This is a genomic window from Paeniglutamicibacter cryotolerans (genome assembly GCF_014190875.1).
In the GTDB taxonomy this organism is placed as follows: Bacteria; Actinomycetota; Actinomycetes; order Actinomycetales; family Micrococcaceae; genus Paeniglutamicibacter; species Paeniglutamicibacter cryotolerans.
Window position 1 is genome coordinate 1,892,577 of sequence record NZ_JACHVS010000001.1, and the last position, 26,697, is coordinate 1,919,273.

Below are 26,697 nucleotides of genomic sequence, written 5' to 3' on the forward strand. Positions count from 1 at the left end.
CTGCCGCTACAGCAGCAGCGGCAGATCCACGGTGAAGGTACAGCCCCGGCCGGGCAGGCTGTCCACGGCAAGGGTGCCGCCGTGGGCCTCGATGATTTCCCGGGAGATGGACAGGCCGAGCCCGGTGCCGGGAACGGAGGAGCGCAGTGCCGATCCGGTCCGGAAGAAGCGGTTGAACAACTGTTTTTGCTCCTCGGCGTCCAGGCCCGGACCGTTGTCCGCGACCTGGATCCGGGCCCCGTCATCCGTTGCAGCCACGAGAATGTCGACGGTTCCTCCGGACTGCGTGTACTTGACCCCGTTGGACACCAGGTTGTCGATGACCTGGCCGATCCGGAATGGATCGGCCAGTACCGGCAGCGTGACCGGGCCCCGAAGCCCCAAACTGATTCCGGCCATCTGTGCCGATCCCCGATGGGATTCGACGGCCATCCCCACCACCTCCATCAGGTCGATCGGCTCGGGCTTGATCCCCAGGCCGCTTCCGGCACTGGAGAGCAGATCATCGACCAGGCGCTTGAGCCGGTGCGTGTTCCGCTCAGCCACCTGGGTGAACTGTACCGCCGGTGCGGGAACCCCGGGGAAATCCTGGACCAGTTCGAGGTAGCCGAGGATTGAAGTCAGCGGTGTGCGCAGCTCGTGGCTGATATTGGCCAGGAAGCGGTCCTTGACCTGGCTGGCGGTGATCAGCGCCGTGACGTCCTTGAACACGAGGACCGCCCCGGCGGCGCTGCCGTCGGGGCGGGTGAGCTGACGGGCCGATACAGCCAGGGCCTCGGCCTCCCCCTCGGGCCCGAGCCAGAGGAGCTGGTCGGTGAACTCCTCGCCGCGCAGGGCCCGGGTCACCGGCACCTGGTCCTCGGGCAGCAGCCCGGGGAGCCGGTCTCCGCGGTGGCCGGCGCCGGAAAAGAGTAGTTGCTCCTCAGCCGGGACGCCGCTGGTCCCGGCGGTCCCCATCAGGTGGTGGCGGTGTTGGCGCTCGTTGACCAACACCTTGCCGCCCTCCGAATCCACGGCGAAGACCCCGACATTGACTGCATTGAGCACGGCACCGAGCAGCTCGGCCTGGGCCCGGGATTCCTCAAGCGCCGCTTCGAGCCGCCGATCCAAATTCATCATGCTGTCCACGGCGATATTCGTCGTAATGCCCAGGCCCAGCACGACGACCGGCATGACCATGTTCTGTCCCATCGACACCCAACTGATGTCCCGGCCGGCATGCCATGACTGGCCGCAGGCGATCACCAGCGTCGCACAGAAGCCGACGATCAGGGTGGCGCGGGGATGCAAGGCGGACCATGCCATCCAGAAAACGGGCATGACGGCCAGCATCGGCACCCCGAAAAGCACCGGGAAGGCGCCGGCAGCCAGGAAATAGATGGCCACGAGGTCCAGGAGGGGAATCACCCAATAGGACCCGGTGGGCAGCTTCTGCCAGGGGATGAACCCCGACACCACCGTCAAGAGGGCCACACCCGCCACGCCGGCACCGAACCAGGGGTCCGTCAGTGCCCTGCCCGAAGTGAACACCAGATCCACGAGGACCACCAGGACGGTGGCAGTGGTCAGGGGAAGCTGGCTGAGCAGCACCCGGCGGCGCAGCGGGAGCTCATGGAATTGGTTCCCCGAGGTGAGCAACAACAGGAGCCTGCGGATCTGGAACAACGGCTGTGCCTCCTGATGGACTGCTGAGAGTGGCCGAACCGCATGGAACTTCCAACGAATATCCTATGGTCAGATGGTGTGAAAGTGGCCGTCAGCAATGGATGGGGCGCTTGAGGAACAACACGTGCCATGACCGGGTTCAGACGACCGGACTCCCACCGTCGCCGCAGGAGGCGATCACCGGCTGCGGCACAATGGATCGGTGAGCACTTCTGATTCCCATCCCGGACCAGCCTTCGATCTGCGGGCCATCGGCGCCGGACTCGTCTTCGCCGATTCGCTGCCCGCGCTCTCCGCAGCCCTGAAGGACGGGGGAGAGGGAGCAACTGCAGTGGTGCAGGCGCCCCCGGGCACCGGCAAGACCACCGTTGTCCCACCGCTGCTGGCCAACCTGGTCGCCGGGACGGGGAACCGGGTAGTTGTCACGCAGCCGCGGCGCGTGGCGGTGCGCTCGGCAGCCCGCCGGCTGGCCCAGCTCGATTCCAGCAGGCTCGGCGGACGCGTCGGATACACGGTCCGCGGTGAAAGCAGTGCAAGCGCCCGGACGCTGGTTGAGTTCGTGACACCGGGCATCCTGCTGCGCCGGCTGCTCGCCGACCCGGAGCTGCCCGGAGTCGGAGCAGTCATCCTGGACGAGGTCCACGAACGCGGACTGGAAACGGATCTGCTGGTGGGCATGCTGTCCGAGGTCCGCCAGCTGCGCGGGGACCTGCGCCTGATCGCCATGTCTGCAACGCTCGACGCCCCGCGCTTCGCCACGCTGCTGGGCAACGACGCCGGCGGCCCGGCCCCGGTCATCGATTGCCCCGCTGCCCTTCACCCACTTCACGTCCGCTGGGCACCGGCGCCCGGTGCCCGGCAGGATGAACGCGGGGTCACCTTCTCCTTCCTGGACCACGTGGCGGATACGGCCGCTGCGGCACACGCCCAGGCGCTGGCCGCCAACCCGGGCTGCGATGCACTGGTGTTCGTCCCCGGGGCCCGGGAAGTATCGCTGGTGGCCTCCCGGCTACGCGCCAGGGCCGGTGCCACCACCGAGGTGCTCGAGCTCCACGGACAGGTGGAACCGAAGCTGCAAGACCGGGCAGTGTCCGGGCGGGCCCCCGGAGACAAGCCGCGGATCATCGTCTCCACCTCGCTGGCCGAATCCTCGCTGACGGTTCCCGGGGTCCGGCTGGTCATCGACGCCGGGCTCTCACGCGAACCGCGCCGTGATGCGGCACGGGGCATGTCCGGCCTGGTGACCGTTGCCTGCTCCCAGGCCTCGGCCCAACAACGGGCCGGCCGTGCAGCACGCCAGGGACCGGGCACCGTGGTGCGCTGCTACGACCAGAAGACCTATGGCGCCGCACCGGCCCACCCGACCCCGGAAATCGCCGTCGCCGATCTGGCTTCGGCCGCACTGCTCCTCTCCTGTTGGGGGGCGCCGCGTGGCGGGGGACTGGCCCTGCCCGATGTCCCTCCGGCCGCCGCAATGGACGATGCCATGGCCGAACTCCACGACCTGGGCGCCGTCGACGGGCAGGGCCGTGCCACCGCGCTGGGCCACACGCTCTCCACGATTCCCGCCGATCCCCCCTTGGCCCGGGCCCTGCTCGACGGAACGGGCGAGGTCGGCGCCCGCGTGGCTGCCCAGGCAGTGGCACTGGTCTCCGGCGAGGCCCGGGCCCAGGGCGCGGACCTGACCCGGCTCCTGAGTGCACTGCGCTCGGGAAGCGATCCGGCGGCACGGCGCTGGAGCCAGGAAACCGACCGCCTGCGCAGGATCGCCGAACGGCATCTCCCCGCCGCTGGCTCCCCCGCTTCCCGCGGAGACGCGCTGGGCTTCGTGGTGGCGCTGGCCTTCCCACAGCGCGTGGCCCGCAAGGTCCCCGGGGCCCAGAGTTACCTGCTGGCCTCAGGCACCCGGGCCGGGTTGCCCGCGGGAAGCCCGCTGGCCGGCCACGAATGGCTGGCCGTGGCCGAGGTGTCCCGCGCGCAGGGCCGCGATGCAGCAGGAACCGGCGCCGTCATCCGGGCCGCTGCACCCATCGAGCAGGACACGGCCGAACGCGCCGCCCGGCACCTGGCCACGGACCGGGTCGAGGCCCGCTTCGATGCAGGAAAACTCAGTGCCCGGCGCGAACGCCGGCTCGGCGCCATCGTGCTTTCCTCCACCCCGGTGCGGGCCTCGATCCCCGAGGGACGGGTAGCGGTGCGCACCGCATTGCTGCGCGACGGGCTGGACCTGCTCACCTTCTCACCGGCGGCGCAGGGCCTGCGCCGCCGCATGGGTCTAGTTCATCGGGAACTCGGGGAACCCTGGCCCGATGTCTGCGAGGCCGGGCTGCTGGCGCGGATCGATGATTGGCTGGGCCCGGAAATCGAGGCGCTCGCCGGTGGCAGGAATGCCGGGTCGCTGGAGTTGACCGATCCGCTGCGCCGGTTGCTGCCCTGGCCCGAGGCCTCGGCGCTGGGGGAACTGGTGCCCGAACGGCTCGAGGTCCCCAGCGGATCGCGGGTCCGCATCGACTACCCGGAACCGGGGGAGGAGGCCGGGCGGCCCATCGTGGCGGTGAAGCTGCAGGAGTGCTTCGGCTGGGCGCAGACCCCGCGCCTTATCAAGGGCCGGGTTCCGGTGCTTTTCCACCTGCTCTCACCGGCGGGCAGGCCGCTGGCCGTCACCGATGACCTGGCTTCGTTCTGGTCAGGTCCCTACGCGCAGGTGCGCGCGGAGATGCGTGGACGTTATCCCCGCCATCCCTGGCCCGAGGATCCGTGGACGGCGCTGGCCACGAAGAAGGTCAAGAGCAAGATGTAGTGCCCGCGTCGTGCCGGGCGGGGGCTATTGCCAGGAAACGTCGGCCTCGTCCAGGGCGATGGGCGCCGGGGTCCGTTCCACGTGCGCGCGGACGGTGAGCCCGTCGGGGGATACCCACCCCTGGGTACCGGCGTATTCGAGCATGCCCTCGAAAGCCCGCTCCCAATCGTCGCCGAGCCCGGCTCCGGCTGCCCGCAGCACGCCGACCTGCAGCCACGCGTGGTCGCCCTCGAGCAGGCCCCACCCGGCGGCGCCGAGCATCGCCTGGAGATGGACGTCGTCCACGGCATGGGCCCGGACCGCCAGTTCACCGAAGTTGGTCAGGTCCCGGAGCGCGGCCGGCTGCTTGGCATTGATCTCCACGTACATACTCCGTGACGCTAGCCGAACTGGAGCCTGGTCGGCAAGGACATGACAGCCCTGCCCGACGCGCACACAGCGGCGGCCTGCCGCGGGCACAGCTGTGGCATAACAACCGGCCGATCGCCGTTCAAGGGGAGCCTTCCGATGCCGCATCCACTGACCGGGCAGCAAACGGATACCGACGCATCCACCTGCCGTGGCCGCCGGCTTCCCCGGCCCGAGGAGGATCTCGAAGACCGGGGCCCGGGGTTCGACGTGCAGACCCTATTGCAGCGGCGCAACATGCTCAAGGCCTTCGGCTCCGGGGCCCTGGCCTTCACGGGCTGGCCGCCTGCAGTGCCCAAACGCCGCGCGCAGCGCCGGGTTCCTCCACGGGGGCGGCAGGTACCGGTGCCGGGGAGATCCCCCACGAGACGGCCAGGCCGTACCCGGGAGACGGATCGAACGGACCCGACGTGCTGGAACAAAGCGGCATCGTGCGCAGCGACATCCGCTCCAGCTTCGGGAAATCCACGGGCACGGTCGAGGGCGTCCCGTTGACGCTCAAGTTGAGAATCAACGACCTGGCCAACGACGGGGCACCCTTTGCCGGTGTACCGGTCTACGTCTGGCAATGCGACCGGGCCGGCGACTACTCGATGTACTCCACGGCAGCCGCGGACCAGAATTACCTGCGCGGGGTCCAGATTGCCGATGCCAACGGCAAGGTCAGCTTCAGCAGCATTTTCCCGGCTTGCTATCCGGGCCGCTGGCCGCACATCCATTTCGAGATCTACCCGGACCAGGCCTCGCTCTGCGAGCATGCGAGGGCGATAGGCACTTCGCCGTTGTCGCTCCTGGCCATCGACACGGTCTTCGGCGGCGGCGCACCCGGTGGATCCAGCAGGACACTCTAACCTCAGCACACCAGCGAGCGCCCGGCGTACGCCGGATAGGTGGCTCAGAGGCGATGCGGGGCACCTCGCCGTGCCGTCTTGGACCGGTACATATCCTTGTCCGCGTTGTTGAGCAGGGCGTTGGCCAATTCTTGGTGATCGGCCGGACCTGCGTCCGCCGACACCAGGGTTTCGGCCCGTCCCACGGAGATGCTCAGCCGCAGTTCGGTCCCGCCCAGGATGATCTCTGAGGCCACGCTGTCCCGGACCCTCCCGGCTACCGAGCCGAGCTCCTCCGGATGCTCGAATCCGGGGATCAAGACCACGAACTCGTCGCCACTGATACGAGCCACGGTGTCCTCGCTGCGCACCGCCGCGACGAGCCGGTGCGCGATGTGTTGCAGGACCTGGTCGCCCGCGGCATGGCCCAGGGTGTCGTTCACCTGCTTGAAGTCATCGACGTCGCAGAATAACAGGCCCACTCGGGTGTGCTGCCCGCCGGCATGTGCCAATGCGGCGCGCAGGCTCTCCTGCAGGTGCAGCCGGTTGGGCAGGCCCGTCAACGGGTCATGCAGTGAGCGGTGGCGTGCTTCATCCAGCAGTAGGGTGCGCTCCGCTTCGGCATCTTCAAGCCGTCGGTGGGCGGTGGCCAGCTCGCGCTCATAGCGTCGACGTTCCGGAGCGGAAAAGAAGACCATCAGGTCTCGGGTGACCGTACCGTGCAGCGTCCGGGTGACCGAGAGCAGCACCGGCAAGCGCGACCCGTCGGGGCCCAACAACTGCAGCGAGAGTTCGGCCAGGTGGCCATCGCGATCCAGTTTTGGTTCGGCATGCGTACGGTACATGAGCCGGTCGCTGACGGGCAGGATATCCAGCAGGCGTGAGCCTTCCAGTGTCCCGGGTTGGAACCCGGTCCAGTCGCACATCGTGGCATTGGCAACGAGGATGGTTCCCTGCATGCTTGCCACGATGTAGCCTACGGGTGCCTGATGGAAGAGCTGAGCGTAGTCCACGCCATCGACGGCGCCCTGGCTCATGTCTGCTTCAGGTAGCTGAGGATCGCCGCGACGGTTTCTTCCGGCGCACTGCTTTGGGGGAAGTGCCCGGTGGCCTCGAGCCTGACCAGGGTGCTGGCACGGAGGTGCTCATGCAGGTACGTTCCCACCTGCTCCGGGGTGACGATGTCGTCGGTGCTCTGCAGGATCAATGCCGGGATCCTGACCTCGGGCAGCAAGTGCCGGACATCGGAGAGGAAGGCCACCCGGGCGAAATCGCGGGCAACACGGGGACTGATCCGGCCGAAGCTGCCCTGGATCTCATGATCAAGCTCGGGCGCATCCGGTGTGTTCATGTAGACCGGTGCCATTGATTCGGCCCACACCAGATAATTGGCGTCGAGGGATTCGAAGACCTCGGCGATGTCCTGCCGGGTGAACCCTCCCACATAGCCGTCCTCGGGGTAGTCGAGGTAGCTCGGAGAGGCAGTGAGCAGGATGAGGCGCCCCCAGCGGCGGCTGTGGTCCTTGGCTGCGGCGCTGATGGCCATCATGGCTCCCACGCTGTGGCCGATGAGGGTGGCATCCACCAGGTCGAGCTCCGCGCAGAGCTCCATCAGGTCATCGACGTAGGCGTCAAGCAGGCAATAGGTGGCCGAATCGTAGGCGGACTGATCCGAACCGCCGGAGCCCACATGGTCGAACAAGATGACCCGGTAATGGTCGATGAGCGAGGGGAGGATCTTGTTCCACATGCTCTGATCGGTGCCGAATCCGTGCGCGAACACCAGCACCGGACCATCTGTCGGCCCGAAAACCTGAACGTTGTTTCGAGCGTAGACATCTTTTTGCGCTGTTGTCCCAGGCGCAGTCGGCGAACCCATTCTTTTTACCCATTCTTTTCAACTCAAGCAGTTGCGGGCCCGGGATGCACCTGGACTTCCGCACGATGGTCGGTGCCGCACCAGGCAGAATCCGCCCAAGCGATCTGCTGCTGGTTTCCAGCGACTACATCAGCCGTACCGGGTCCTGACAAGGAGCCCGTTCGGTTGATGGCTCCATCCTAGCCGTCAATGGGCTTCTTCTGGTGGGCCTGGAGTGGGTGCTGAGGGTGCCGAGGGTCGGCTGCTGAACCGCGAACAGTCAGCAGTCGGGTAGTGAGCACATGCAGTGCACCTCGAACATGGGCATCCACGCAGCCACGCCGCCGTACCCGGTGGACAGGAGATGCTGCTGGTCGACCATGAACACCGGCAGCTCGGGGCAGAAACAGCTGTTGTAGGCAGTGGGGTAGACAAACTATCCGACGAGTTCGTAGGCAGGAAGTGCATGCGGATCGTGGGCGTTGTGGGCGCTTGGATGCAGTTCGTACTCGACCAGGTAGTGGCTGGCCACTGCGTAATCGTGATCGGCGTTGATGTCCGTGGGAAACAAGATGGCTTCCATGGTCCAGTCCTTTCCAAAGGGATGCCAGCGGTCCGAGCCACTGCGGGAGCCCGAACCGCCGGCAACACGCCAGCAAGCGATATTGGCAAGGCCAGCCTAATGTGAATATGTTGTCGAGTCTGCACGTATTGATTGTCGACCGCATCGGGCTGCAGTCATCGGCGGGGCTGCGCCCCTGGTTCGGGGCCACGTGGTTGGATGAGGTCAAGGGGTCGGTGCTGCACCGGAATGTCGCCGGGCGTTCCGCTGGGGCGGAGGGAAACAAGATGGTTCTCATTCGATCTTCTGCGTCCAAGCCCGCAGTCGGCCCAAGGAATCAGTGGAGGGCCAGAACGATGACCAAGTGTCCCTGCTGACGCTGACGGCTAGACGGCGCCTTGCCCTGCTCCGCTACTTCCCGAACCCCTGAAAGGGAAATCCTGATGAAGCTCCGCTTTGCCTCCATCCTCTCCGCCCTCGCCCTAGCCGGAGCCGTGGTGCTGGTGCCGGGAACCGGGCCGGTTCCGCAAACGACGAGTGCACCATTGCTCACCGCACCATCCGCCGTTGCCGCCACCGGAAGTGCGAGGATCGCGCCCGGTCCCCGGCTTGCCGGCCCGCGTGCCCTTTCCCTGCTCGAGGCCCTGCCGGTCAAGGGCAAGGCCGCGGCCACCGGGTACAACCGCAACGCCAAATTCGGCAACGGGTGGAAGGACTTCAATGGCAATAAGTGCGATGAACGACAGGATTCCCTGAAGCGGGACATGTCGAAGGTCAAGTACAAGGACAAGAAAAAATGCCAGGTGGCCTCCGGGCGCCTGCACGATGCCTACACCGGCAAGGTGTTGAACTGGAAGGTCAACAGTGGACTGGTCGACATTGACCATGTCGTCGCCTTGAAAAATGTCTGGATCTCCGGCGGGCAGAAACTCTCGCAGACCCAGCGGTTGGCCGTGGCCAACGATCCGTTGAACCTGATGGCGTCCGCGGCCTCGGCCAACCGCTCCAAAGGTGATAAGAATGCCGCCGAATGGCTGCCGAAAAACAAGTCATTCCGTTGCCAGTACGTCTCTACCCAGATCAGCGTCAAAAAGAAATACGCACTCTCGGTGACCTCCGCCGAGAAGGCCGCCATGAAGCGGGTGCTGCGTAGCTGCTCCACGCAAAAGGCCGCCAAGGTCACGGCCATCAAACCGGCCGGCGGCACCGGAATTCTCAAGCCGACTGCACCGGCCAAGCCCGGAGCGGCCACGACGGTGAAGAAGAAGGTCTCGCCCGGGGCCTTCTGTGCCCAGTCCGAGAAGGGCAAGAAGGGCCTCGGCAAGAAGAATGGAAAGCTGTACATCTGCAAGGCCAGTACGAAGGAAGCCCGGTTGCGCTGGCGGCGATAGCCCCGGCGATAGGCCGGTCCATCCCCGCCCCACGGTGAGGCAACGCCGAAGGATGGGGGCGACGATCAGGGCTTCGGTGGCTGGAAGAGGGTGCCTAGGATGATGCTTCCGTGGAAGGTGCGCGTGGCAACGACGATCCAGGCGGCGACCAAGAATGCATAGCCCGCGACGGCCATCCATTCGAAGGCCGCCAGATGCGTGTGGATAGCGAGCCCGGTCAGGCCGGTGACGCAGGTTCCGACCGGAAAGGTGAAGGACCACCAAGTCAGCGAGAAGGGCAGTCCCCGGCGTGCCGTGCGCAGGGTGATGGCCGCGGCCAGGGTTGCCCATAGGAGCGCGAATCCGAGCACTGGTACGCCGTAGAGGACGCCGAAGGCCTCCATGGCGCCGGCCAGCGGTTCGGGTGCGGCCAGGTGTGCGTTCCCGCCCAGAAGGTTTGCGGCGGTGATGGATTGGCCCAGGGGGCCAAGCACGATCCACAGGGTGGGGACTGTGGCGGCGGCGCCGATCTTGTGTAGCGCCAACCGGTTCCAGATCAGGGGGATGATCACCAACGACGCCAGCAGGCTCAGCCCGAACATCGCATAGCAGGCCAGTAGCATGCTTAGCCGGGCCTGCCCCGCGGGGAGGTAGGGCAGCAGCAGCGCCCCGGTGGAGGCCGAGACCATGGGCGGTACCACCGGCATCAGCCAACCACCGAAGGCGCTGCCGACGTCCACTTGGTGCCGGGTGAACTGCAGATAGGGGATGGCGATGGCGGTCACCAGGCCCAGCAGGGTGCCCGTGCTCCACAGCACCATGTCGATGTCCAGGGCCAGCTGTTCGCCCAGGACGTCCTTGCCCAGCAGCAGGGTTCCGGCGCCCACGGTGAGCATGGCCATGGGCGGTGCGCCGTAGAAGTGTGCCATCACCGGATGGCGGTGGTGGCCCATGGCGGTGGCACGGTGGCGGATCCAATGCCACGCGGTGGCCGCAATCAACCCGGCCAGCAACATGGACGCCAGCATCCAGAGGATCGTGGCCGCTATGCGCAGTCCGGGGAATTGCACCGGCAGTGTTGCAGCGGCTGTCGCGAGGATTCCGGTGCCCATCACCGAAGCGAACCAGTTGGGTGTGAGATGGGAAAACAGCTCCGAGGGTCGTTCCAGATTCTGGAGAAAAGCTCGGTTACCCCTGCTTCGTTCCTGGGTCAGCTGTTGGTCAGTGATATGGGGCGCGTCAGCGGTCAAAGTTTCCATAGTTCTCATTTTCCGACGGTGGGGCGTGACACAGTAGGTGGCATAAACTTGTCACGCCACAAGTTGGACTTGTGGCTCAGTTTTTTGCCTAGGAGGTTCCCATTCTCAGTCGTCGGATGCCCGCACTCACCGCGTTGGAAATGCTGGTCGCGGTTCATCAAGGGGGATCGCTCTCGGCCGCCGGAAAACAGTTGGGCCTGTCGCAACAAGCCGTTTCGTCGCGGATGCGTTCCCTGGAATCCCAGATCGGGGCCGACCTCCTGGCCCGGACCCCACGCGGAACCACCCTGACCGAAAAGGGAACCTTGATCGCAGGGTGGGCCGAACAGATCCTTGCAGCGGCTGAACGGCTGGATCGGGGCATCGCTTCGATCCGGTCGGAGGGTGTACGAGAGTTGAAGGTCGCTGCCAGCCAAACAATGGCGGAGCATCTGGTGCCCCGGTGGCTGGTGGTGCTGCGTCGTGAGCAGGAGAGCCTCGGAATCATTCCTACCGTCGTGGAGCTGAAGGTGGCCAATAGCCAGGACACGGTGTCGCTCGTGCGTTCAGGGCAAGTAGACCTTGGCTTTGTCGAAAGCCCGCAGCTTCCTTCCGACCTCAAGACCGCGGCCGTCGGGGCAGATGACCTGCTCCTTGTCGTGGCTCCTCGGCATCCCTGGGCCCGGCGCAGACGACCGGTCACTGTGAGCGAGCTGGCTGCAACGGCCTTGGTTGCTCGGGAACAGGGCAGTGGAACCCGCGATGCCCTTGAATTCCTGCTGAGGCAGGCGGGCGCCACGACCCTGCGAGATCCCATCGTGGAGCTATCCACTGCCGCTGCGGTGCGCTCCTCGATCGCTGCCGGCACCGCACCGGGCGTGCTCAGCGCATTGGCGGTCCGAGATGACCTTGCCCTGCATCGACTCGTCGAGGTCAAGGTGGAGGGGCTCCTCCTTCGCCGCCCGTTGAACGTTATCTGGCGTACCGGAAACATACCGCCGCAGGGCCCGGCCCGGGACTTGGCAGCCATTGCCGCCAGGGCTGTTCCGGGTTCGGGTGTGGAGGCTCAAGCGTGCGATTGAAATGAGGGTTTCCGGTGCCGGATGTGAGGTCCCGAGGGCGCCGGGGATAAACCGGAACCCATGCTTCCTCCTGCCTGAACGTGAGAGTCATGGCAGGAGGAAGCGTGGGTTCCGGGATAGTGCGATGAGGCTGTGCCGGTCAGTGAATGCGGTGTCCTGCCGAAGTAATCCCGAGCGTATCCGGACTGACTAATCCGCGCTACGGGGCACCATCGCGTTTCAACACGTCACATTGAAGCCCTTGGCCTCCTTTGCTGTGTCAGCTGGGCCATCAGGGCCATGAAGCCGAGAATACCGCTAGCCATCAGCCAGAAGCCGGGGGCTCATCAGGCGCCCTGTGGAACCACTACGCTTTCGCTACGTGTCGCGTTCAGGGGTGCTGCGGTGTGCTGGCCGGGGTTCAGCGGGACGTCTTTGAGATGGTCAAGGTAGCTGCGCTGGATCGTGATCTGTTCCGCCACGTACTTGGCATCGTGCCACACCCCCCAGATGAAGCTCGAGCCACGGTGCGACTGCCAGGGAAGTCCCAGGAAGTAGATGCCGCTTTCCGCCGATACCCCGCGCTGGTGGTTGGCCCGGCCATGTTCGTCGAGGGCCTCGGCTGGAAGCCAGCTGTAGTCGACGGCGAATCCGGTCGCCCAGATGATCGTCGTGATCCCGGCGGCCGCCAGATCGAGATCCAGCGTCGGGTTGGTGACATCGGCTGGATCCTCGCCCAGGATCCGGGCCTCGGGCTCTTCGGGGAAGTCGAGGCCATTGCGTTGGATGTATGCATCGGCCTCATCCAGCACGGAGAGGTAATTCGCGTCGCCATTGGCGATATTCCGGGCCAAGTCCGGTGCGAATGACAGGATTCCGTTGTTGTAGGACCGGGTCCGGCCCACCAGCTTGATGCCGCTGGCGGCCAAGGTCCGGAAGTCCACCGTCAGGCCGCCGTTGGCGCCGCTGACGGCAATGGTGACATGTTCGGCGCCCTTGGGTGGTGTCGCAACCGACCATTTGTCCAGCACGCCGAGCCACCAGCAGAAGTCCTTGCCGCGGTACTGGCGCGGCGGCCGGTCGTGCGGGCCGACCGACAGGGTGACCTGGCGGCCCGAGCGGCGCAGCTCGTCGGCGATCTGCACGCCCGAGGAGCCCGCTCCCACGACCATGATGCCGCCGGCGGGCAACTGCTGGGGGTTGCGGTAGGAACTGGAGTGCAGCTGGGTCAGCCCGCTGGCTTCGGGAACCACGGCAGGGATCACCGGACGCTGGAAGGGTCCCGTTGCTGCCACGACGTATCGGGCATCGTAGGTCCCGGCCGAGGTTTCAACCTGGAAGCCGGGCTTGCCCTCATGCCGGCGTACGGAGGTGACCTCTACTCCGCAGTGGATCGGGGCATCGAACTTCTTCGCGTAAGCCGCGAAATAGTCGGCAACGCGGTCCTTGGGTGTGAACCCGTCGGGGTTGACATCCTCGAAGGTCATGCCGGGAAAGCGATCATGCCATGCAGGTCCGTTGGCCACCAGCGAATCCCACCGTCCAGAGCGCCAGCGCTCGGCCACCCGGTCCCGCTCCAAGACGACGTGCGGGACGCCGCGCGATGTCAGGTGCTCACTCATCGCCACGCCGGCCTGGCCGGCGCCGACGATGAGGACTTCGGTCTGATGGCTCGACATGCCAACCTCCATTGCTAAGAATTCGCTGAACTGATGTGACGATGGACCGTCGGTGCTTCAGTGGAATGGGCCCCGGGAGGCTTTTCGTCCATCTGCTTATATTCAGGAAACCGCATGCCCGGGCATCTTTCAAACATCCATTCAAGGTCAACCACATCGATTTTCCAGATGCAGTCGACTGTCGAGTCTCGGCGACGCACTTCACCGGCATTCCGAGTCCGATTACTCCCCGGAAGGGGCTGGGCCCGCAAGATACAGGGTGGATTTCGACCTCGGCTGGCTGCGTACCCGGAGAGTGGACTTTCAGGTGCATCCGTTATCCTTGACCAGTTCTCAGCTGCGGTGTTTCGAACGACATGGGCGTTAATTCGTGATGAATCAAGGTTTGTGGAAGTCCGGCGGGACTGTCGTGGGAACGGAATCCGGTACCAGTCGATTGATTTGCGCCACATCCCGGGTGTGAGCAGCCCCGAAGCATGAGGAACACATGACAAGCACTCGCCCTGCCCCGAGGGCCGCGGATATCACCCGCCGCTCGATCATTGGCATGATCATCGCCATGGCCCTGATCGAATCCCTGAGCGGGGTTACCCAGGGATTCCTGAACCCCATCCTGCCGGCACTCGGGCCGGTCCTGAACATTGACGATCCGACGATCAACGGGATCTTCCTGATCTCCAACCTGAGCTTCGCCGTGCTCACCCCGATCATTTCCCGTCTCGGGGACAGCTATGGCTATCGGTTGGTGTTGCGTTGTTCCACGCTCGTGGTGGTTCTCGGCGTCTTCATGATGGCGTTGTGGCCGACCCTCTGGACGGTGACCATCGGAGTGGTCATGCTCACCTGCGTGGTCGGGTTCATCCCGTTGATGATGGGCATTCTTCGCGTGACCAGCCCGAAGCACACCCGTACCGGTGTTTCGGTGATGATCGGGATGCTGATGATCATGGTCGGTGGCGGCGGACTGCTGGCCGGGATCGTGGGAGTGAACGATCCGACCCGGGGATTCTGGGTCGGGGTGCCCTTCGCCCTGGTGGCGTTGGCCTGCTCCTTCCTGCTGCCCGATGCCGGTACGCCGTCCCGGGAGGGGCTCGCCCTGGGCCCATTGATGGCCTGTTCGGTGGGCCTGATCGGATTCGTGGCGGCCCTGTCCATGGGCCCGGACTGGGGCTGGACCAACGCCAAGACCATCGGATCCGGGGTCCTGGGCCTGGTCTTGCTGCTGATCTGGATCAAGCTCGATTTCCGCCGCGCGGAAGGCGTCCCGCCGTTCATCGACCTGCGGATGCTGTTGAACCCGAGCATCCGGACCGTTTCGACCGCAACGTTCCTCTTTGGCTTCGCTTCGGTCAGCTACATGGGCACGAACGGCATCTTCCTGCATGCCGAGGCCTCGAGTGCAGGCTACGGCTTCGGGCTGAGCCCACTGGATATCGCCATCATCTTGGCAGCGACCTCCGTCCTGTCACTGCTTTCCTCTTTGTTCACCGCGAAGGCGATGAGCCTGTTCGGCGAACGGACCACGCTGGTCTTCGCCGGATTCCTGCTGGCCGCCAGCTTCATCGTGATGCTGTCCGCCCGGGCCAACTTGGTGGGCTACATTGCCGGGTTCTCCCTATTCATGCTGAGCATGGGCATCTATCAGGCCGCCACCCGGTCGCTGTCCGTCGAGGGGGTTCCGGTGGAAGAAACCTCATCGGCCGCCGGACTGAACGAGTTGGCGCTGAGCGTGGGAATTGCCGTGGGTGCAGCTATCGTGAAAATGATTTCCTCGGCCAATGTGCTGGAGGGAAAAATTACCCTGACCGGGCTGAACGCCATATGGCTGTCCCTGGCAGCCGCGGCCCTGCTGGCGGCGCTGGCGGCGGCCCGATATCCGCACCGACAGACAACGGAGAGCAAGCCATGAGCACCGACGAGGCACGGGCGCAGCGGATCACCGCGGCACTGGAACACTGGAAAGCCGACCTGCTGCAACTCAGCCATGAGATCCACGCCGATCCGGAACTGAGCGGCCAGGAATTCCGGGCCGCTCAGCGGGTTTCGAACCTTCTGGAAAAGGCCGGCTTCGGCTTCGATGCCCAGCAGCCGCAGCTGGCCACCGCCTTTTCCGCCCGGCACGGAAATGGTGAACTCGTCGCGGCCTTCTGCGTTGAATACGACGCGCTTCCGGGCATCGGGCATGCCTGTGGCCATAACGTGAACGCAGCCGCCGCAGTCGGGGCGGCACTGGGGCTGGCGGCGGTGGCCGGGGAACTGGGCATCACCGTGAAAGTGCTCGGAACCCCGGCGGAGGAGACCACCGGTGGGAAGGTCGAGCTGATCAAGGAGGGGTTCTTCGATGACGTCTCGCTGGCCATGATGGCCCATGCGGGAGCCGATGACATCGTGGGTGGTTCATCCCTGGCCATTTGCATGTGGGATGCGTTGTATACGGGAAAGCCGGCCCATGCGGCATTGGCCCCCGAGGAGGGGATCAACGCGCTCGATGCCATGGTCATCGCCCAGACCGCCATCGCCCTGGCCCGGCAACAACTTCCCGCCGGTTCGGTGGTGTCGATGATCGTGACCGAGGGCGGTAGCGCCGCGAACGTCATTCCCGACCGGGCCCGTGCAAACATTGAAATGCGTGCCGAGTCGGTGGAGACCCTGCGCCGAATCGAGGCCAGGGTCAGGCGCTGTCTGGAAGCCGGAGCGCATGGCACCGGGGCCGCGCTGGATATCAGGGAGGTCGGCAACGAGTACGCCGACCTGCGCCAGGATCGCTTCCTGGCCGGGGCCTACCAGCGGGCACTAGGTGCCCGGGAACGCGACGTTCTCTACGATGAGCGGGCCCTGGCCTCCACCGACATGGGCAACGTCTCCCACCTGGTGCCGACCATCCACCCGGTCATCGGCTACGAGGTCGGGGGCGCGGTACACCACACGGCCGAATTCACTGCCTTCGGCACCTCGGCATCGGCAGATAAGGCCATCATGGACGCCGCCTTCGGGATGGCCATGGCCGCCGCTGCGGCGGCAGCTGATCCGGTCGAACGGGAGCGGTTGTTGGCTGCCAAGGACTGATGCTTACCGCGATGGCCGACGGCGCGGCACGGCCAGGAGGACGGTGCCTACCGTGCCCAGGTCGAGCAGGGCATCCGCACGGCGAACGGAAAGCCGGCACGTGCAAGGCCTCCAGTGCCGCGGCAAGGTTGCGCAGGCGTCCATTGCCGGGCAGACGGCAGGGGTGGTCAACCACTCGAATGTGGTTGACCACCCCTGGTCCAGGCATCATTCACGCGATGCCGGACTAGCCGGCATCAGACGGCCCGGGTGTCCACCTCGAGTCCGACGATCAGCCGCCCATACATTTCTGCGGCTGGATCAACATCGCAGACGGCGTGATGCGAAGCCACATGGACATTGCGGAAGGTGGCAAGGAACTCGCTGTTGTTGTAGATGACACCGCCGCCGGCGGCATCGTACAGCGTGGTGACGGCCCGGCGAAGCACATCGATTGCGTGTACCGCCTGCCATTTGATGGTGGCCCGGTCTTCCAAAGTCGAGGCGCCATCACCGCGGACAATTGCGTCGAATCGATCCGCAGCATCCTTGAGCAGCATTTCCGCGGACTTGATCTCCGCGGCCACTTTTGCGATGCGGATCATTTGGGCCTGGGAATCGGACTTCGAACGCCCCGTATAGCGTTCCGTGCGTTGGCGAATCCGTTCGACATAGAGCTCCAGGGCCCGCTTGGCGGCGCCGAGGACCGTCCCGGAGACCAGGAGCGGCAGTGCCGATACGACGGGCATCTTATAGAGATTTGTCGTTTGCCGTTGGGCGGCATCGGATACGGAGCTTCGATCGGCCGGGATCGAGACCCGTTCATCGGGCACGAAAACGTCCACCAGTTCCACATCCGGGGACCCGGATGAACGCATCCCGAGCGTGTCCCAGTTGCCGAGCTGCTTGACCTCTGATGCGGGGCAGTACATGGACAACATGTCCCCGCGCTGGCCTTCCTCGCCTTCGGCGAAGGTGAGGAAAGAGAACCATGACGCATGCTGGATACCGCTGATGAATCCGAAGCGACCGGAAACCTGCCAGCCCCCGGGCACCTTTCTGGCCAATCCGTTGGGAACGATTGCTCCGGAGACGATCGCGCCGGGATTTTCACCGAAAATCTCATCCTGGATGCTCTCGTCCTGACGGCCCACCTGCCAAGCATTGCCGTTGGCGATCATGATGTGCCAGGCGGATCCCGGACAGCCTTCGCCAATGATGCTCGCGGCTTCGAAGACCGATGCAATGTTTCCTTCCCAGCCGCCACACCGTCGTGGCGTCATGATCTGGAAGAGACCCGCATCCTGGAGTGCATGGAAGGAATCGGCACTCAGGTACCCGAGCCGGTCCGATTCCGGAGCGTTGCTTCGGACCCTTTCGACAATTGATCGGGCCGACGTCAGGATTTCTGTGTGGCTGGGGATGGAAGCGGAAACGACGGTTTTCATGTGAATCCTTTCGGTAGTCAATCGGCCGCGCAGGGCAGGTCGATCAGAGCAGTTCTTTGAGGGAATCGAGAGCACCGGTGATTTGCTCGCTGGTGCCGACCGACATGCGGATTTTGGTGGGAAACCCCAGCTGGGTTCCGGGGCGGACAATGTAGCCCCGTTCCTTCAGCGAGGCAAAGGCGTTCTCTGCTCCACCGGGAGCATCAAAAAGTACGAAGTTGGATTGAGAGGGGTAGTACCCAAGGCCATGCAGACGACAGAAATCCTCGATGCTGGACCGTTCCCGGGCATTGCGTTCGCGGCTTTGCTCGAGGAAGCCGGTGTCCTTCAAGGAGGCGAGTGCCGCCGCCTGTGCCAAGGACGAGGTGTTGAAGGGGCTGCGCACGGTGTTGAGCAGGTTGGCCACCTTCTCGCCAGCGATGCCGTAGCCGATCCGGATCGCCGCAAGACCATGTATCTTCGAAAAAGTCCGGGTCATAATCAAGTTGGGGTAGGTCCGCGTCAGCGCCGCGGCATCTGGGAAGTCGGGCGCGGTCACGTACTCGGCATATGCCTCATCGACGACAACGACCACGTCCTTGGGGACCGCCGCCATCAGGTCATTGAAACCTGCGGCATCGAGGTAGGCCCCGGTCGGGTTGTTGGGGTTGCAGACCCAGATGACTGACGCACCTGGTGCCATGGCGGCCAGTGCGATGGGATCCGTCCGTCCGTCTTCAAGCGGCACCGGGATGTACTTGGCTCCCGTGGACAGGGTGTGCGCCCGATATTGGGCGAAGGTTGGTTCGCAGGCCACGGCCGTTCGGCCAGGTCCCAGGAACGCCCGTGCAATCATCAAGAGCACTTCGTCGGAGCCGTTTCCGAAGACGAGTTGGTTCTCCTTGACGCCATGGAGTTCTGCTACCGCAGTACGTAATGCTCCGGCGGTGACCTCGGGATACACGGAGAGGGAGGTGGCTGCCGAAGCGACCGCTTCGGAGGCGAGCTTGGAGCAGCCATAGGGGTTCTCATTGGATGCCAGCTTATGAACCGTCTCGAGACCCGTCTGTGCTTGGACTACCTTGGCTGATTCTCCCGCACGGTAGGGCGTCAGTGAGGCCAGGGAGGGCACCGGAAGGACCTCTAATTCGGGTTCCAGCTGAATGATTTGGTGGTTTTCGGTCGTGGTATCCAAAGACATCTCCAATAGCAACGAGTTCGGTGAGTCGCCCAAGTCCGATACCAGAAGGGCTTTGGCCGCATCGACGAGATGCAGGTGCGCTGCCCGGGAAGCACGTTCGCGATCGCCGGCCTCGATCGCGTCCAGAATGGCGTAGTGTGCTTCGACCGCAAGACGTGGACTGGTTGGTTGTGCAAGTGCTTCCTCGCGCAACCGAGTCATCCCGGCTTTAAGCTGGCTCATGAAATCGGCGAGAAGGGGGCTGCGGGCAGCACTCAGCACTGCGGCATGGAAGTCGATGTCCCCTTGTTCTCCGGACTCGCCCAACGCGAGTTCGTCTTCCATCCTGCGCAGTGATGCCCGGATCGCGATGAGGTCCGCAGGAGTCCGCCGCTCAGCCGCAATGCCCGTCATATAGGGCTCGATGGCAAACCGTGCCTCCATCACATACGGCAGTTGTTCACTGGAGTCGATGAGTGCATCGGCCATTTCCGAGGCCACCTGGCTCGGTTCGCTGCCCACGAGGTAGGCCCCTGACCCGTGCCTGATCTCAATCAATCCCTGTGCTTCCAGGGCCGACATGGCCTGTCGGAGCGAGTGCCTGCTCACTCCCAGGTGGGCCGATAGGACCCGTTCGGAGGGCAGCTGATCCCCGATCGTCAGCATTTTGTCATTGACGAGCTGGATCACGCGGTCCCGGACCTGCTGGTAGAGGGGGCGGCGGGATATTGGCTCTACGGTGCTGTCAGAGTCTGTTTCGACGACGGAATCCCACGTTATCTTCTGCATGGACCACATGCTTGCACCAATTTTCAACCAGGTCAACCAAAGTGCTTGTACCAGTAGACCACTTAGGCTATGTTTTCGTTATCTGCTGCAACTTTGGTCGTAACGGGACAACGATGTCCCCGTTAATACAGGCCATAGTCGACCTACAGGGAGAACGTCAATGCCTCGAACACCCGTCCCGAATCTCGGACCAGACCAGTTGCGTGCGCTGTGGGCAACACCCGCTCCCGCCTACGGCCTGTGGTCCACGATGGGAGACTCGCGATCCCCTGAACTGGCGGCGCGGACAGGTTATGACTGGGTGGGCCTGGATGCCCAGCACGGTGCCTTGACCGAAGGGCAGGTCTTGGACTTCCTCCGTGGCGCAGAAGGATCCGGCATTCCCACGCTGGTCCGTACCCGCGGCGGCGACCCGGACATGCTCGGCTGGCTGCTCGACGTCGGTGCAGACGGCGTGATCGTGCCGATGGTCGAATCGAGGTCCCAGGCCCAGGCCCTGGTCCGGGCAACCCGGTACCCGCCACTTGGTGCACGCAGTTTCGGCCCGGTGCGTGCCTTTGAACGTGGAGTGCCCGCACCTGCCGCATATGCGCACCGGCCTTTGGTTTTTGCCATGATAGAGACCGCCGCAGCCGTCGAGAACGTCCAGGACATCGCCAGCGTCGAAGGCCTGGACGGACTGTTCGTCGGTCCGGGCGACCTTGCGGTGTCCCTGGGCCGCGCACCCTCGCTGGACTTGCCGGATGCGGAACTCGACGGGCTCATCCGCCGCGTCGGACAAGCCGCTCAGGACAACGGACTCGTCAGCGGTATTTACAGCGGAAGCGTAGAGGTGTTGCATCGCTACCGGCAGGCAGGTTTCCAACTCATGGTGGTGACCTCGGACATGGCCGCCTACGCAGCGGGCATCGACGCTGCCCTCGGCAAGGCCCGGACGTGAGACGAGCCCGGCCATGATCCGGGCGGCCGGCCAAGCCCCATATCCTCATCTCCGCTCCACGAGTGGTTTCTCAGCTTGCATCGCTCCAAGACTTAGAATGGTGGTCAGTTCACGTGGATAGCTCCATACTCAACACCTTGGATCAAGGCCTGATCCTCGCATTTGCCGTCATCGGCGTGCTCCTCACCTTCAGGATCCTCGACTTTCCCGACCTGACGGTCGAAGGCTCCTTCCCCCTGGGTGGAGCGGTCATCGCCACGCTGCTCGTGTCCGGCATGAATCCGTGGCTGGGCATCATCGCCGCGGTGATCTGCGGTGCCCTCGCCGGGGCGCTGACCGGGTTGCTGATCACCGCCCTGCGGATCAATGAGATCATCGCCGGCATCGTGGTCGCGGCGGGAATGTACTCGGTCAACCTGCTGGTGATGCGGGCACCGAACGTCAACCTCATGGGGCATGACACCATTTACAGCCTGGTGCTCGGCGGCCTCGGCGTCCCCGAAAACAGCCTGAACCGGGCGGGCGTCACGTTCGTGCTGCTGTCGGTTTCGGTGGCGGCGCTGATCTGGTTCCTGAACACCGACCTGGGCCTGACGATCCGTGCGGCCGGCGCGAACAAGCGCATGGTTCGGGCCCTGGGCATGAACACCAGCGTCAGCCTGATCCTCGCGATGATGATCGGCAACGGCTTCGTTGCGGCCTCCGGTGCGCTGCTGACCCAGGCCCAAGGGTTCGCGGATGTGAACATGGGCATCGGCACCCTCGTCGCGGCTGCCGCCTCGGTGGTCATCGGCGAAACGATCTTCGGCAGGCGCAACCTGCTGGTCTGGTGCATGGGCGCCGTCGCCGGGGCACTGATCTACCAGGGGCTGCTGAACATCGGCCTGCGCCTGGGCATGCCGGCCTTCTACTTCAAGGGCGTCACGGCGATTCTCATGGTCCTGGCCCTGTACGTGCCGACCGCCATCTCGCAGTACCGGCAGCGGCACCGTCCCTTCGTGGATGAAGAGCCCGAACCCGTCGTCACCACCACTGTAGGGAGCTCACTGTGAACGAGGTAGCGGCAGTCACGGTGGACGCCGTCTCCCAGGTGTACTTCCCGGGGACGGCCAACGAGGTCAGGGCCCTGCGGCGGTTGAGCCTGAGCATCGCCCCGAACGAATGGGTAGCGGTCATCGGCAGCAACGGAGCGGGCAAGTCGACGCTGCTGCGCACGGTCGCCGGGCTGGAACGGCCCCTGCGCGGCCGGGTGGAACTCAATGGACGCGACGTGACGTCGTGGCCGGAATACCGCCGGGCCTCGATCATTGCGCGCATCGACCAGGACCCCGGAGCCAGTACCGCCCCGACGCTCTCGATCGAGGAGAACCTGGCGATCGCCGCGATGCGCGGGGAACGCCGCCTCTTCCGCCGCGGCGTCACGGCAGCCAGGCGCAAGGCCTTCCGCGAGGCACTGGCCGTCTGCAACCTGGGGCTGGAGGACCGGCTGCAGGCGCCCGTGGGCAACCTGTCCGGCGGCCAGCGCCAGGCCCTGGGCCTGGTCATGGCCACGCTGACCGGACCCGACGTCCTGCTCCTGGACGAGCACACCTCGGCCCTGGATCCGAAGGCCGCCGCCCAGGTGATGGAGCTGACCAACCGGCAGGTCCGCGAGCACCGCCTGGCCACCTTGATGGTCACGCACAACATGCAACACGCCATCGACTACGGCGACCGGCTGGTAATGATGCACCGTGGACAAATCGTGCTCGACGTGACGAACCCCGCGAAGGCACAGCTCACCGTGTCCCGGCTCATCGACCGCTTCCACGAAGTCTCGGGGGAGTCCTTCTCCAATGACCGAAGCCTGCTGGCCCCGTAAGTCCCGATCGTTCCATCCTTCCCGATATTCACTGCTGTACTACCCCGTTAGGACATCATGAACAAGCTCACCCCCCGCAAGGCAACCCTCCTTTCCCTCGCCCTGGTCGTCGCAGCCTCGCTGACCGCCTGCGGGCAGGGAGGATCCGGCGAAGCCGATGCGAAACCGGAGATGAAGACGATCGGCATCAGCACCATCGTGTCCCACCCCGATCTGGACACCCTGATCCAGGGCATCCAGGACGGACTCAAGCAGGAAGGCCTCACCGAAGGCAAGGACATCAAGGTCGAGGTGCAAAACGCCCAGGGCAATATTGCCCTGGCCACCACCATCGCGCAGAAGTTCGCCGCCGATAAGGTCGATGTCATCGTCGGGGTGAGCACCCCCAGCTCGCTGGCCGCGGTGAAGGCCACGGAAAACAGCTCCATTCCGGTGATCTTCACTGGAGTCTCGGCCGATCCCGCCGCTGCCGGTCTGGCCAAGCCGGGCAACGAGCCGCTGGGCAGGCTGGTCACCGGGGTGTACACCCCGGACACCACCGTCGACCAGCTCGAACTCTTCGGGCAGCTGAGCCCGGACGTCAAGAAGCTCGGGTTCCTGTTCAACCCCGGTGAAGCGAACTCCGTCCAGGCCCGCACCCTGGTCGACGCGGCCGCCCAAACCCACGGTTGGAGCCTGGTCGACGCCACCGTCACCTCCAGCAACGACATTTCGGCTGCCATGAACTCCCTGGTCGGCCGCGTCGACGCGGTGATCCTGCCGCAGGACAACACGGTGCTCACCGGGCTTCCCGCCATCCTGAAGATCGCCACGGAGAACAAGCTGCCGGTCTACTCCTCGGATACCAGCTCGGTCAAGGAAGGCACCGTCGCCACGGTGGCCACCAACACCTACGAGCAGGGCGTGCAGACAGCGGCCATGCTGGCCAAGATCCTGAAGGGCACCTCGGCCAACGACATTGCACCCGAGCCGGCCGGCAAGGTCGCCACCTGGGTGAACACCACTGCCGCCGAGAACATGGGCGTCACCGTCCCCGCAAACATCCTCGAGACAGCGGAAATCGCCAAGTGACAACCCTCCGACGTTTGACCACCCTGCCCGGTGACACCGGGGAAAGGAGCCAACCATGACCGAAACCATGATGGCGGCAGTACTGGAACGCCCCGGGGCCCCGCTCCGGCTTGAAGAAGTCCGCATGCCCGAGCCGAAGCATGGCGAGGTGCTGGTGCGCGTTGCCGGCTGCGGCGTCTGCCATACCGACCTGCACGTCATCAAGGGCGAAGTGGCCTTTCCGACGCCGGGAGTCCTCGGACACGAGGTGTCAGGGACGGTAGCGGCGTGGGGCCCCGGCGTCACCGGACTGACCGAAGGCATGAACGTCGTCTGCTCGTTCATCATCCCCTGCGGCACGTGCACCCATTGCGTGCGTGGACGAGATGACCTGTGCCTGAACTTCTTCTCCCAAAACCGGCTCAAGGGGACCCTGTACGACGGCACCTCGCGGATCTTCCGCCCCAATGGCCAGCCGCTGGCCATGTACTCGATGGGAGGGCTCGCACAGTACGCGGTTGTCCCGGCGAACAACGTGTTTGCGTTGCCCGCCGGCCTTCCGCTGGTGAATTCATCGATCCTGGGCTGCGCGGTCTTCACCGCCTACGGTGCGGTGCGCCACGCGGCGGACCTCCGGCACGGGGATACGGTAGCGGTGTATGGCAGCGGCGGGATCGGATCCAACCTCATACAGGTCGCCCGTGCCTTGGGCGCATCCCAGATCATTGCCGTCGATATCCGTGATGACCAGTTGGCGGCGGCCCGTGCCCTGGGCGCCACCGACACCATCAATTCCCGGACCGAGGACGTGACGGCACGCTTGCTTGAGCTGACTTCCGGCCGGGGCGTGGATGTCGCCTTCGAAGCACGCGGGCTCCCCGAGACCATGGTGCGGGCCAGTGAGGCGGTGACCGACGGAGGCAAGCTCGTCGCGGTCGGGATCGCCGATGGACGGGCCACCGCACCGATCGAGATCACCCGCCTGGTGCGCCGGTCGATCCAAATCATTGGTTCCTACGGCGCGCGGACGCGAACCGACATGCCTGCCGTCCTCCAACTGGCCCAGTCCGGGGCGATCACCACCTCCCGGGTGATTACCCGGCGCGGCCCGTTGGAGGAAGCCGCGCAGATGTACGACGACCTCGATGCGGGACGGATCGTCGGACGAGCCGTCATCGATCAGACATGAAAAGCCAAGGAGTCGACGAAATGAAACGAATTGCCATCGTCGGAGGCGGACAGTCGGGCCTGCAGTTGGCCTTCGGACTGCTGGGAAACGGATATGACGTCACCGTGTATACGGATCGCGACGCCGATGAGGTGGGCTCCGGACCCGTGATGTCGGCCCAATGCATGTTCGAGAGCTCGCTGCAGCTCGAGCGGGACCTGTCCCTTGACCTCTGGCATGAGGAGGCCCCGGAAATCGCGTCCATCTCGATGACCCGGACCGATGCGACCGGTGCGCTGCTGACCTCCTGGACGGCGCGGTTGGACAACCCCGCGAGGTCCGTCGACCAGCGGCTGAAGATCTCGACCTGGATGAGGCACTTCGTCGCTGCGGGCGGTTCGCTGGTGGTCGGGCGGGTGGACCTGGAGGAACTCGACCGTATTGCCGTGGACGTGGATTTGGTCGTCGTCGCCACCGGGCTCAGCGAGCTCGGCTCGCTGTTCCCCATCGACGAGGAACGAACCCGTTTCGACCGGCCGCAAAGGGCGTTGGCGCTGACCTACTACGAGGGCGCCCAGGAGGCGGACCAAGCCGGGAAGCGCTACTTCCATATCCGCGGCGTGGGGGAGTACTACTCGCTGCCTGCGCTCACCGCGAAGGGCAGCTGCGAGATCATGATGATCGAGGCCGTCCCCGGCGGACCATTGGACCGCTGGGGCGAGGTGGCTTCCGGTGCGGAACACCTGGCCCGGTGCAAGGAATTCCTCGAGGAGTACCTGCCGGAGGAAGCAGCCCGGTGCCGGGACATCCGCCTGACCGACGACGGCGGCTACCTCACCGGACGCTTCACTCCGGTGGTCCGCCATCCCATCGGGACCCTTCCCTCGGGCCGGCTCGTCCTGGGCATGGCCGACGCGGTCGTGCTCAACGACCCCGTGACCGCCCAGGGTGCCAACAACGCCGCCAAGAGTGCCGACATATATCTCCAATCCATCATGGCCCGAGGCGATGACCCCTTCGACGAGGACTGGATGCAGGAGACCTTTGAACGCTATTGGCAAGGGTACGGGGAATGGGCGGTCGCCTGGACCAACTCGATGCTGGAGTTCGAGGGTTCCCCGGGCGAGCAACTGGTCGAAGCGGCCGCGACCTCGCCGGCGCTCGCCAAGTTCATCGTCAACGGATACAACGATCCACGTAACCTCTACCCGGCCTGGTTCGATGCCGCCGAGTCCCGGCTGCTCATCGAGCGTAGTATCCGTGAAGACAACGCGTCGCAGTTCGACACGCGCGCCTTGCGGCGCGCACTGGGACAGTTCGCAACAGGCGTGGTTGTCGTCACCACACGAGGCGAAGACGGCGAACGCATAGGCCTCACGGTCAATTCGTTTACCTCGGTTTCCATGGATCCCCCGCTGGTGCTGTGGTGCCTGAGCAGCGAGTCACGCAATCTCGAAGCGTTCCGCCGGGCTGAACAGTTCAACATCCATGTGCTGGCCTCCGACCAGCACCACCTCTCACGTCGGTTCTCCAGCCCGCATGCGGAGAAGTTCGAGGGGATGACGGATCCCGATTCGACGATCACTCCGGTGCTGGAGGGGGCCGCGGCGCAGTTCCTCTGCAACAACGTGCGGCAGTACACCGAAGGGGACCACGAGATCTTCATCGGCGAGGTCCGGGAATTCACGCAGTTCGAACAAGAGCCGCTGGTGTTCCACTCCGGTACGTACCGGGTGGCCACACGGCACCCCGACTTCGCCATCTAG

General features: G+C 64.9%; 21 protein-coding genes. 12 read left to right on the plus strand and 9 right to left on the minus strand.

Going from position 1 to position 26,697, the window contains the following annotated elements; translation table 11 throughout:
* Window positions 1–6: 6 nt before the first annotated feature.
* The gene (locus E9229_RS08875) at window positions 7–1,665 is read right to left on the minus strand and encodes a sensor histidine kinase (protein ID WP_183510850.1); all 1,659 of its coding nucleotides are present in this window, start codon (window positions 1,663–1,665) and stop codon (window positions 7–9) included.
* A gap of 202 nt (window positions 1,666–1,867) precedes the next feature.
* Between E9229_RS08875 and hrpB the strand changes: the two genes are divergently transcribed.
* Complete coding sequence (gene hrpB, locus E9229_RS08880; protein WP_183510851.1) at window positions 1,868–4,465, plus strand: ATP-dependent helicase HrpB; 2,598 nt, start codon at window positions 1,868–1,870, stop codon at window positions 4,463–4,465.
* 24 nt (window positions 4,466–4,489) lie between these two features.
* Here hrpB and E9229_RS08885 read toward each other — a convergent pair whose 3' ends face one another.
* Window positions 4,490–4,828 carry a hypothetical protein gene (locus tag E9229_RS08885; protein WP_183510852.1) on the minus strand — a complete coding sequence of 113 codons (339 nt, stop codon included), beginning with the start codon at window positions 4,826–4,828 and terminating at the stop codon, window positions 4,490–4,492.
* A gap of 455 nt (window positions 4,829–5,283) precedes the next feature.
* Between E9229_RS08885 and E9229_RS19820 the strand changes: the two genes are divergently transcribed.
* The gene (locus tag E9229_RS19820; RefSeq protein WP_312855648.1) at window positions 5,284–5,724 is read left to right on the plus strand and encodes a dioxygenase family protein; all 441 of its coding nucleotides are present in this window, start codon (window positions 5,284–5,286) and stop codon (window positions 5,722–5,724) included.
* Between the two features lie 44 nt (window positions 5,725–5,768).
* Here the strand turns inward: E9229_RS19820 and E9229_RS08895 are convergent, their stop codons facing one another.
* The 3 genes from E9229_RS08895 to E9229_RS08905 form a co-directional block, all read right to left on the minus strand.
* A complete protein-coding gene (locus tag E9229_RS08895) occupies window positions 5,769–6,740 on the minus strand; it encodes a sensor domain-containing protein (RefSeq protein WP_183510853.1) in 972 nt (323 codons plus the stop codon).
* Window positions 6,737–7,486 (minus strand): alpha/beta fold hydrolase, encoded by a 750-nt coding sequence (locus E9229_RS08900; RefSeq protein ID WP_312855649.1) that lies wholly within the window; start codon window positions 7,484–7,486, stop codon window positions 6,737–6,739. The genes E9229_RS08895 and E9229_RS08900 overlap by 4 nt, the downstream gene beginning before the upstream one ends.
* Before the next feature lie 511 nt (window positions 7,487–7,997).
* A complete protein-coding gene (locus E9229_RS08905) occupies window positions 7,998–8,144 on the minus strand; it encodes a hypothetical protein (RefSeq protein WP_183510855.1) in 147 nt (48 codons plus the stop codon).
* A 422-nt stretch (window positions 8,145–8,566) separates the two neighbouring features.
* Between E9229_RS08905 and E9229_RS08910 the strand changes: the two genes are divergently transcribed.
* The gene (locus tag E9229_RS08910; protein ID WP_183510856.1) at window positions 8,567–9,514 is read left to right on the plus strand and encodes an HNH endonuclease family protein; all 948 of its coding nucleotides are present in this window, start codon (window positions 8,567–8,569) and stop codon (window positions 9,512–9,514) included.
* 65 nt (window positions 9,515–9,579) lie between these two features.
* Here the strand turns inward: E9229_RS08910 and E9229_RS08915 are convergent, their stop codons facing one another.
* On the minus strand, window positions 9,580–10,761 hold the full coding sequence (locus E9229_RS08915) for a TDT family transporter (protein ID WP_312855650.1): 1,182 nt from the start codon (window positions 10,759–10,761) through the stop codon (window positions 9,580–9,582).
* A 107-nt stretch (window positions 10,762–10,868) separates the two neighbouring features.
* Here E9229_RS08915 and E9229_RS08920 point away from each other — a divergent pair, with 107 nt between their 5' ends.
* Window positions 10,869–11,813: a LysR family transcriptional regulator gene (locus E9229_RS08920; protein WP_221184414.1), complete on the plus strand. Its 945-nt coding sequence runs from the start codon at window positions 10,869–10,871 to the stop codon at window positions 11,811–11,813.
* A gap of 326 nt (window positions 11,814–12,139) precedes the next feature.
* Here E9229_RS08920 and E9229_RS08925 read toward each other — a convergent pair whose 3' ends face one another.
* On the minus strand, window positions 12,140–13,471 hold the full coding sequence (locus tag E9229_RS08925) for a flavin-containing monooxygenase (protein ID WP_183510858.1): 1,332 nt from the start codon (window positions 13,469–13,471) through the stop codon (window positions 12,140–12,142).
* A gap of 487 nt (window positions 13,472–13,958) precedes the next feature.
* On the opposite strand from E9229_RS08925, the gene E9229_RS08930 reads away from it, so the two are divergent.
* Window positions 13,959–15,380: an MFS transporter gene (locus E9229_RS08930; RefSeq protein ID WP_183510859.1), complete on the plus strand. Its 1,422-nt coding sequence runs from the start codon at window positions 13,959–13,961 to the stop codon at window positions 15,378–15,380.
* Window positions 15,377–16,537: an amidohydrolase gene (locus tag E9229_RS08935; protein WP_183510860.1), complete on the plus strand. Its 1,161-nt coding sequence runs from the start codon at window positions 15,377–15,379 to the stop codon at window positions 16,535–16,537. Before E9229_RS08930 ends, E9229_RS08935 begins: the two co-directional genes overlap by 4 nt.
* Before the next feature lie 236 nt (window positions 16,538–16,773).
* On the opposite strand, the gene E9229_RS08940 is transcribed toward E9229_RS08935, so the two are convergent.
* Together E9229_RS08940 and hisC are read right to left on the minus strand one after the other, a co-directional pair.
* Complete coding sequence (locus E9229_RS08940) at window positions 16,774–17,964, minus strand: acyl-CoA dehydrogenase family protein (RefSeq protein WP_183510861.1); 1,191 nt, start codon at window positions 17,962–17,964, stop codon at window positions 16,774–16,776.
* A gap of 43 nt (window positions 17,965–18,007) precedes the next feature.
* Window positions 18,008–19,948, minus strand: a complete 1,941-nt coding sequence (gene hisC, locus E9229_RS08945) for a histidinol-phosphate transaminase (RefSeq protein WP_183510862.1) — start codon at window positions 19,946–19,948, stop codon at window positions 18,008–18,010.
* A gap of 124 nt (window positions 19,949–20,072) precedes the next feature.
* Between hisC and E9229_RS08950 the strand changes: the two genes are divergently transcribed.
* From E9229_RS08950 to E9229_RS08975, 6 genes are all read left to right on the plus strand, one after another.
* Window positions 20,073–20,852, plus strand: coding sequence for an HpcH/HpaI aldolase family protein (locus E9229_RS08950; protein WP_183510863.1), 780 nt, complete (start codon window positions 20,073–20,075; stop codon window positions 20,850–20,852).
* Between the two features lie 113 nt (window positions 20,853–20,965).
* The gene (locus tag E9229_RS08955; RefSeq protein WP_183510864.1) at window positions 20,966–21,904 is read left to right on the plus strand and encodes an ABC transporter permease; all 939 of its coding nucleotides are present in this window, start codon (window positions 20,966–20,968) and stop codon (window positions 21,902–21,904) included.
* Complete coding sequence (locus E9229_RS08960; protein ID WP_183510865.1) at window positions 21,901–22,713, plus strand: ABC transporter ATP-binding protein; 813 nt, start codon at window positions 21,901–21,903, stop codon at window positions 22,711–22,713. The genes E9229_RS08955 and E9229_RS08960 overlap by 4 nt, the downstream gene beginning before the upstream one ends.
* Window positions 22,714–22,770: 57 nt before the next feature.
* Window positions 22,771–23,784 carry an ABC transporter substrate-binding protein gene (locus E9229_RS08965; RefSeq protein WP_183510866.1) on the plus strand — a complete coding sequence of 338 codons (1,014 nt, stop codon included), beginning with the start codon at window positions 22,771–22,773 and terminating at the stop codon, window positions 23,782–23,784.
* A gap of 55 nt (window positions 23,785–23,839) precedes the next feature.
* Window positions 23,840–24,952 carry a zinc-binding dehydrogenase gene (locus tag E9229_RS08970; protein ID WP_221184415.1) on the plus strand — a complete coding sequence of 371 codons (1,113 nt, stop codon included), beginning with the start codon at window positions 23,840–23,842 and terminating at the stop codon, window positions 24,950–24,952.
* Between the two features lie 20 nt (window positions 24,953–24,972).
* Complete coding sequence (locus E9229_RS08975) at window positions 24,973–26,697, plus strand: flavin reductase (protein WP_183510867.1); 1,725 nt, start codon at window positions 24,973–24,975, stop codon at window positions 26,695–26,697.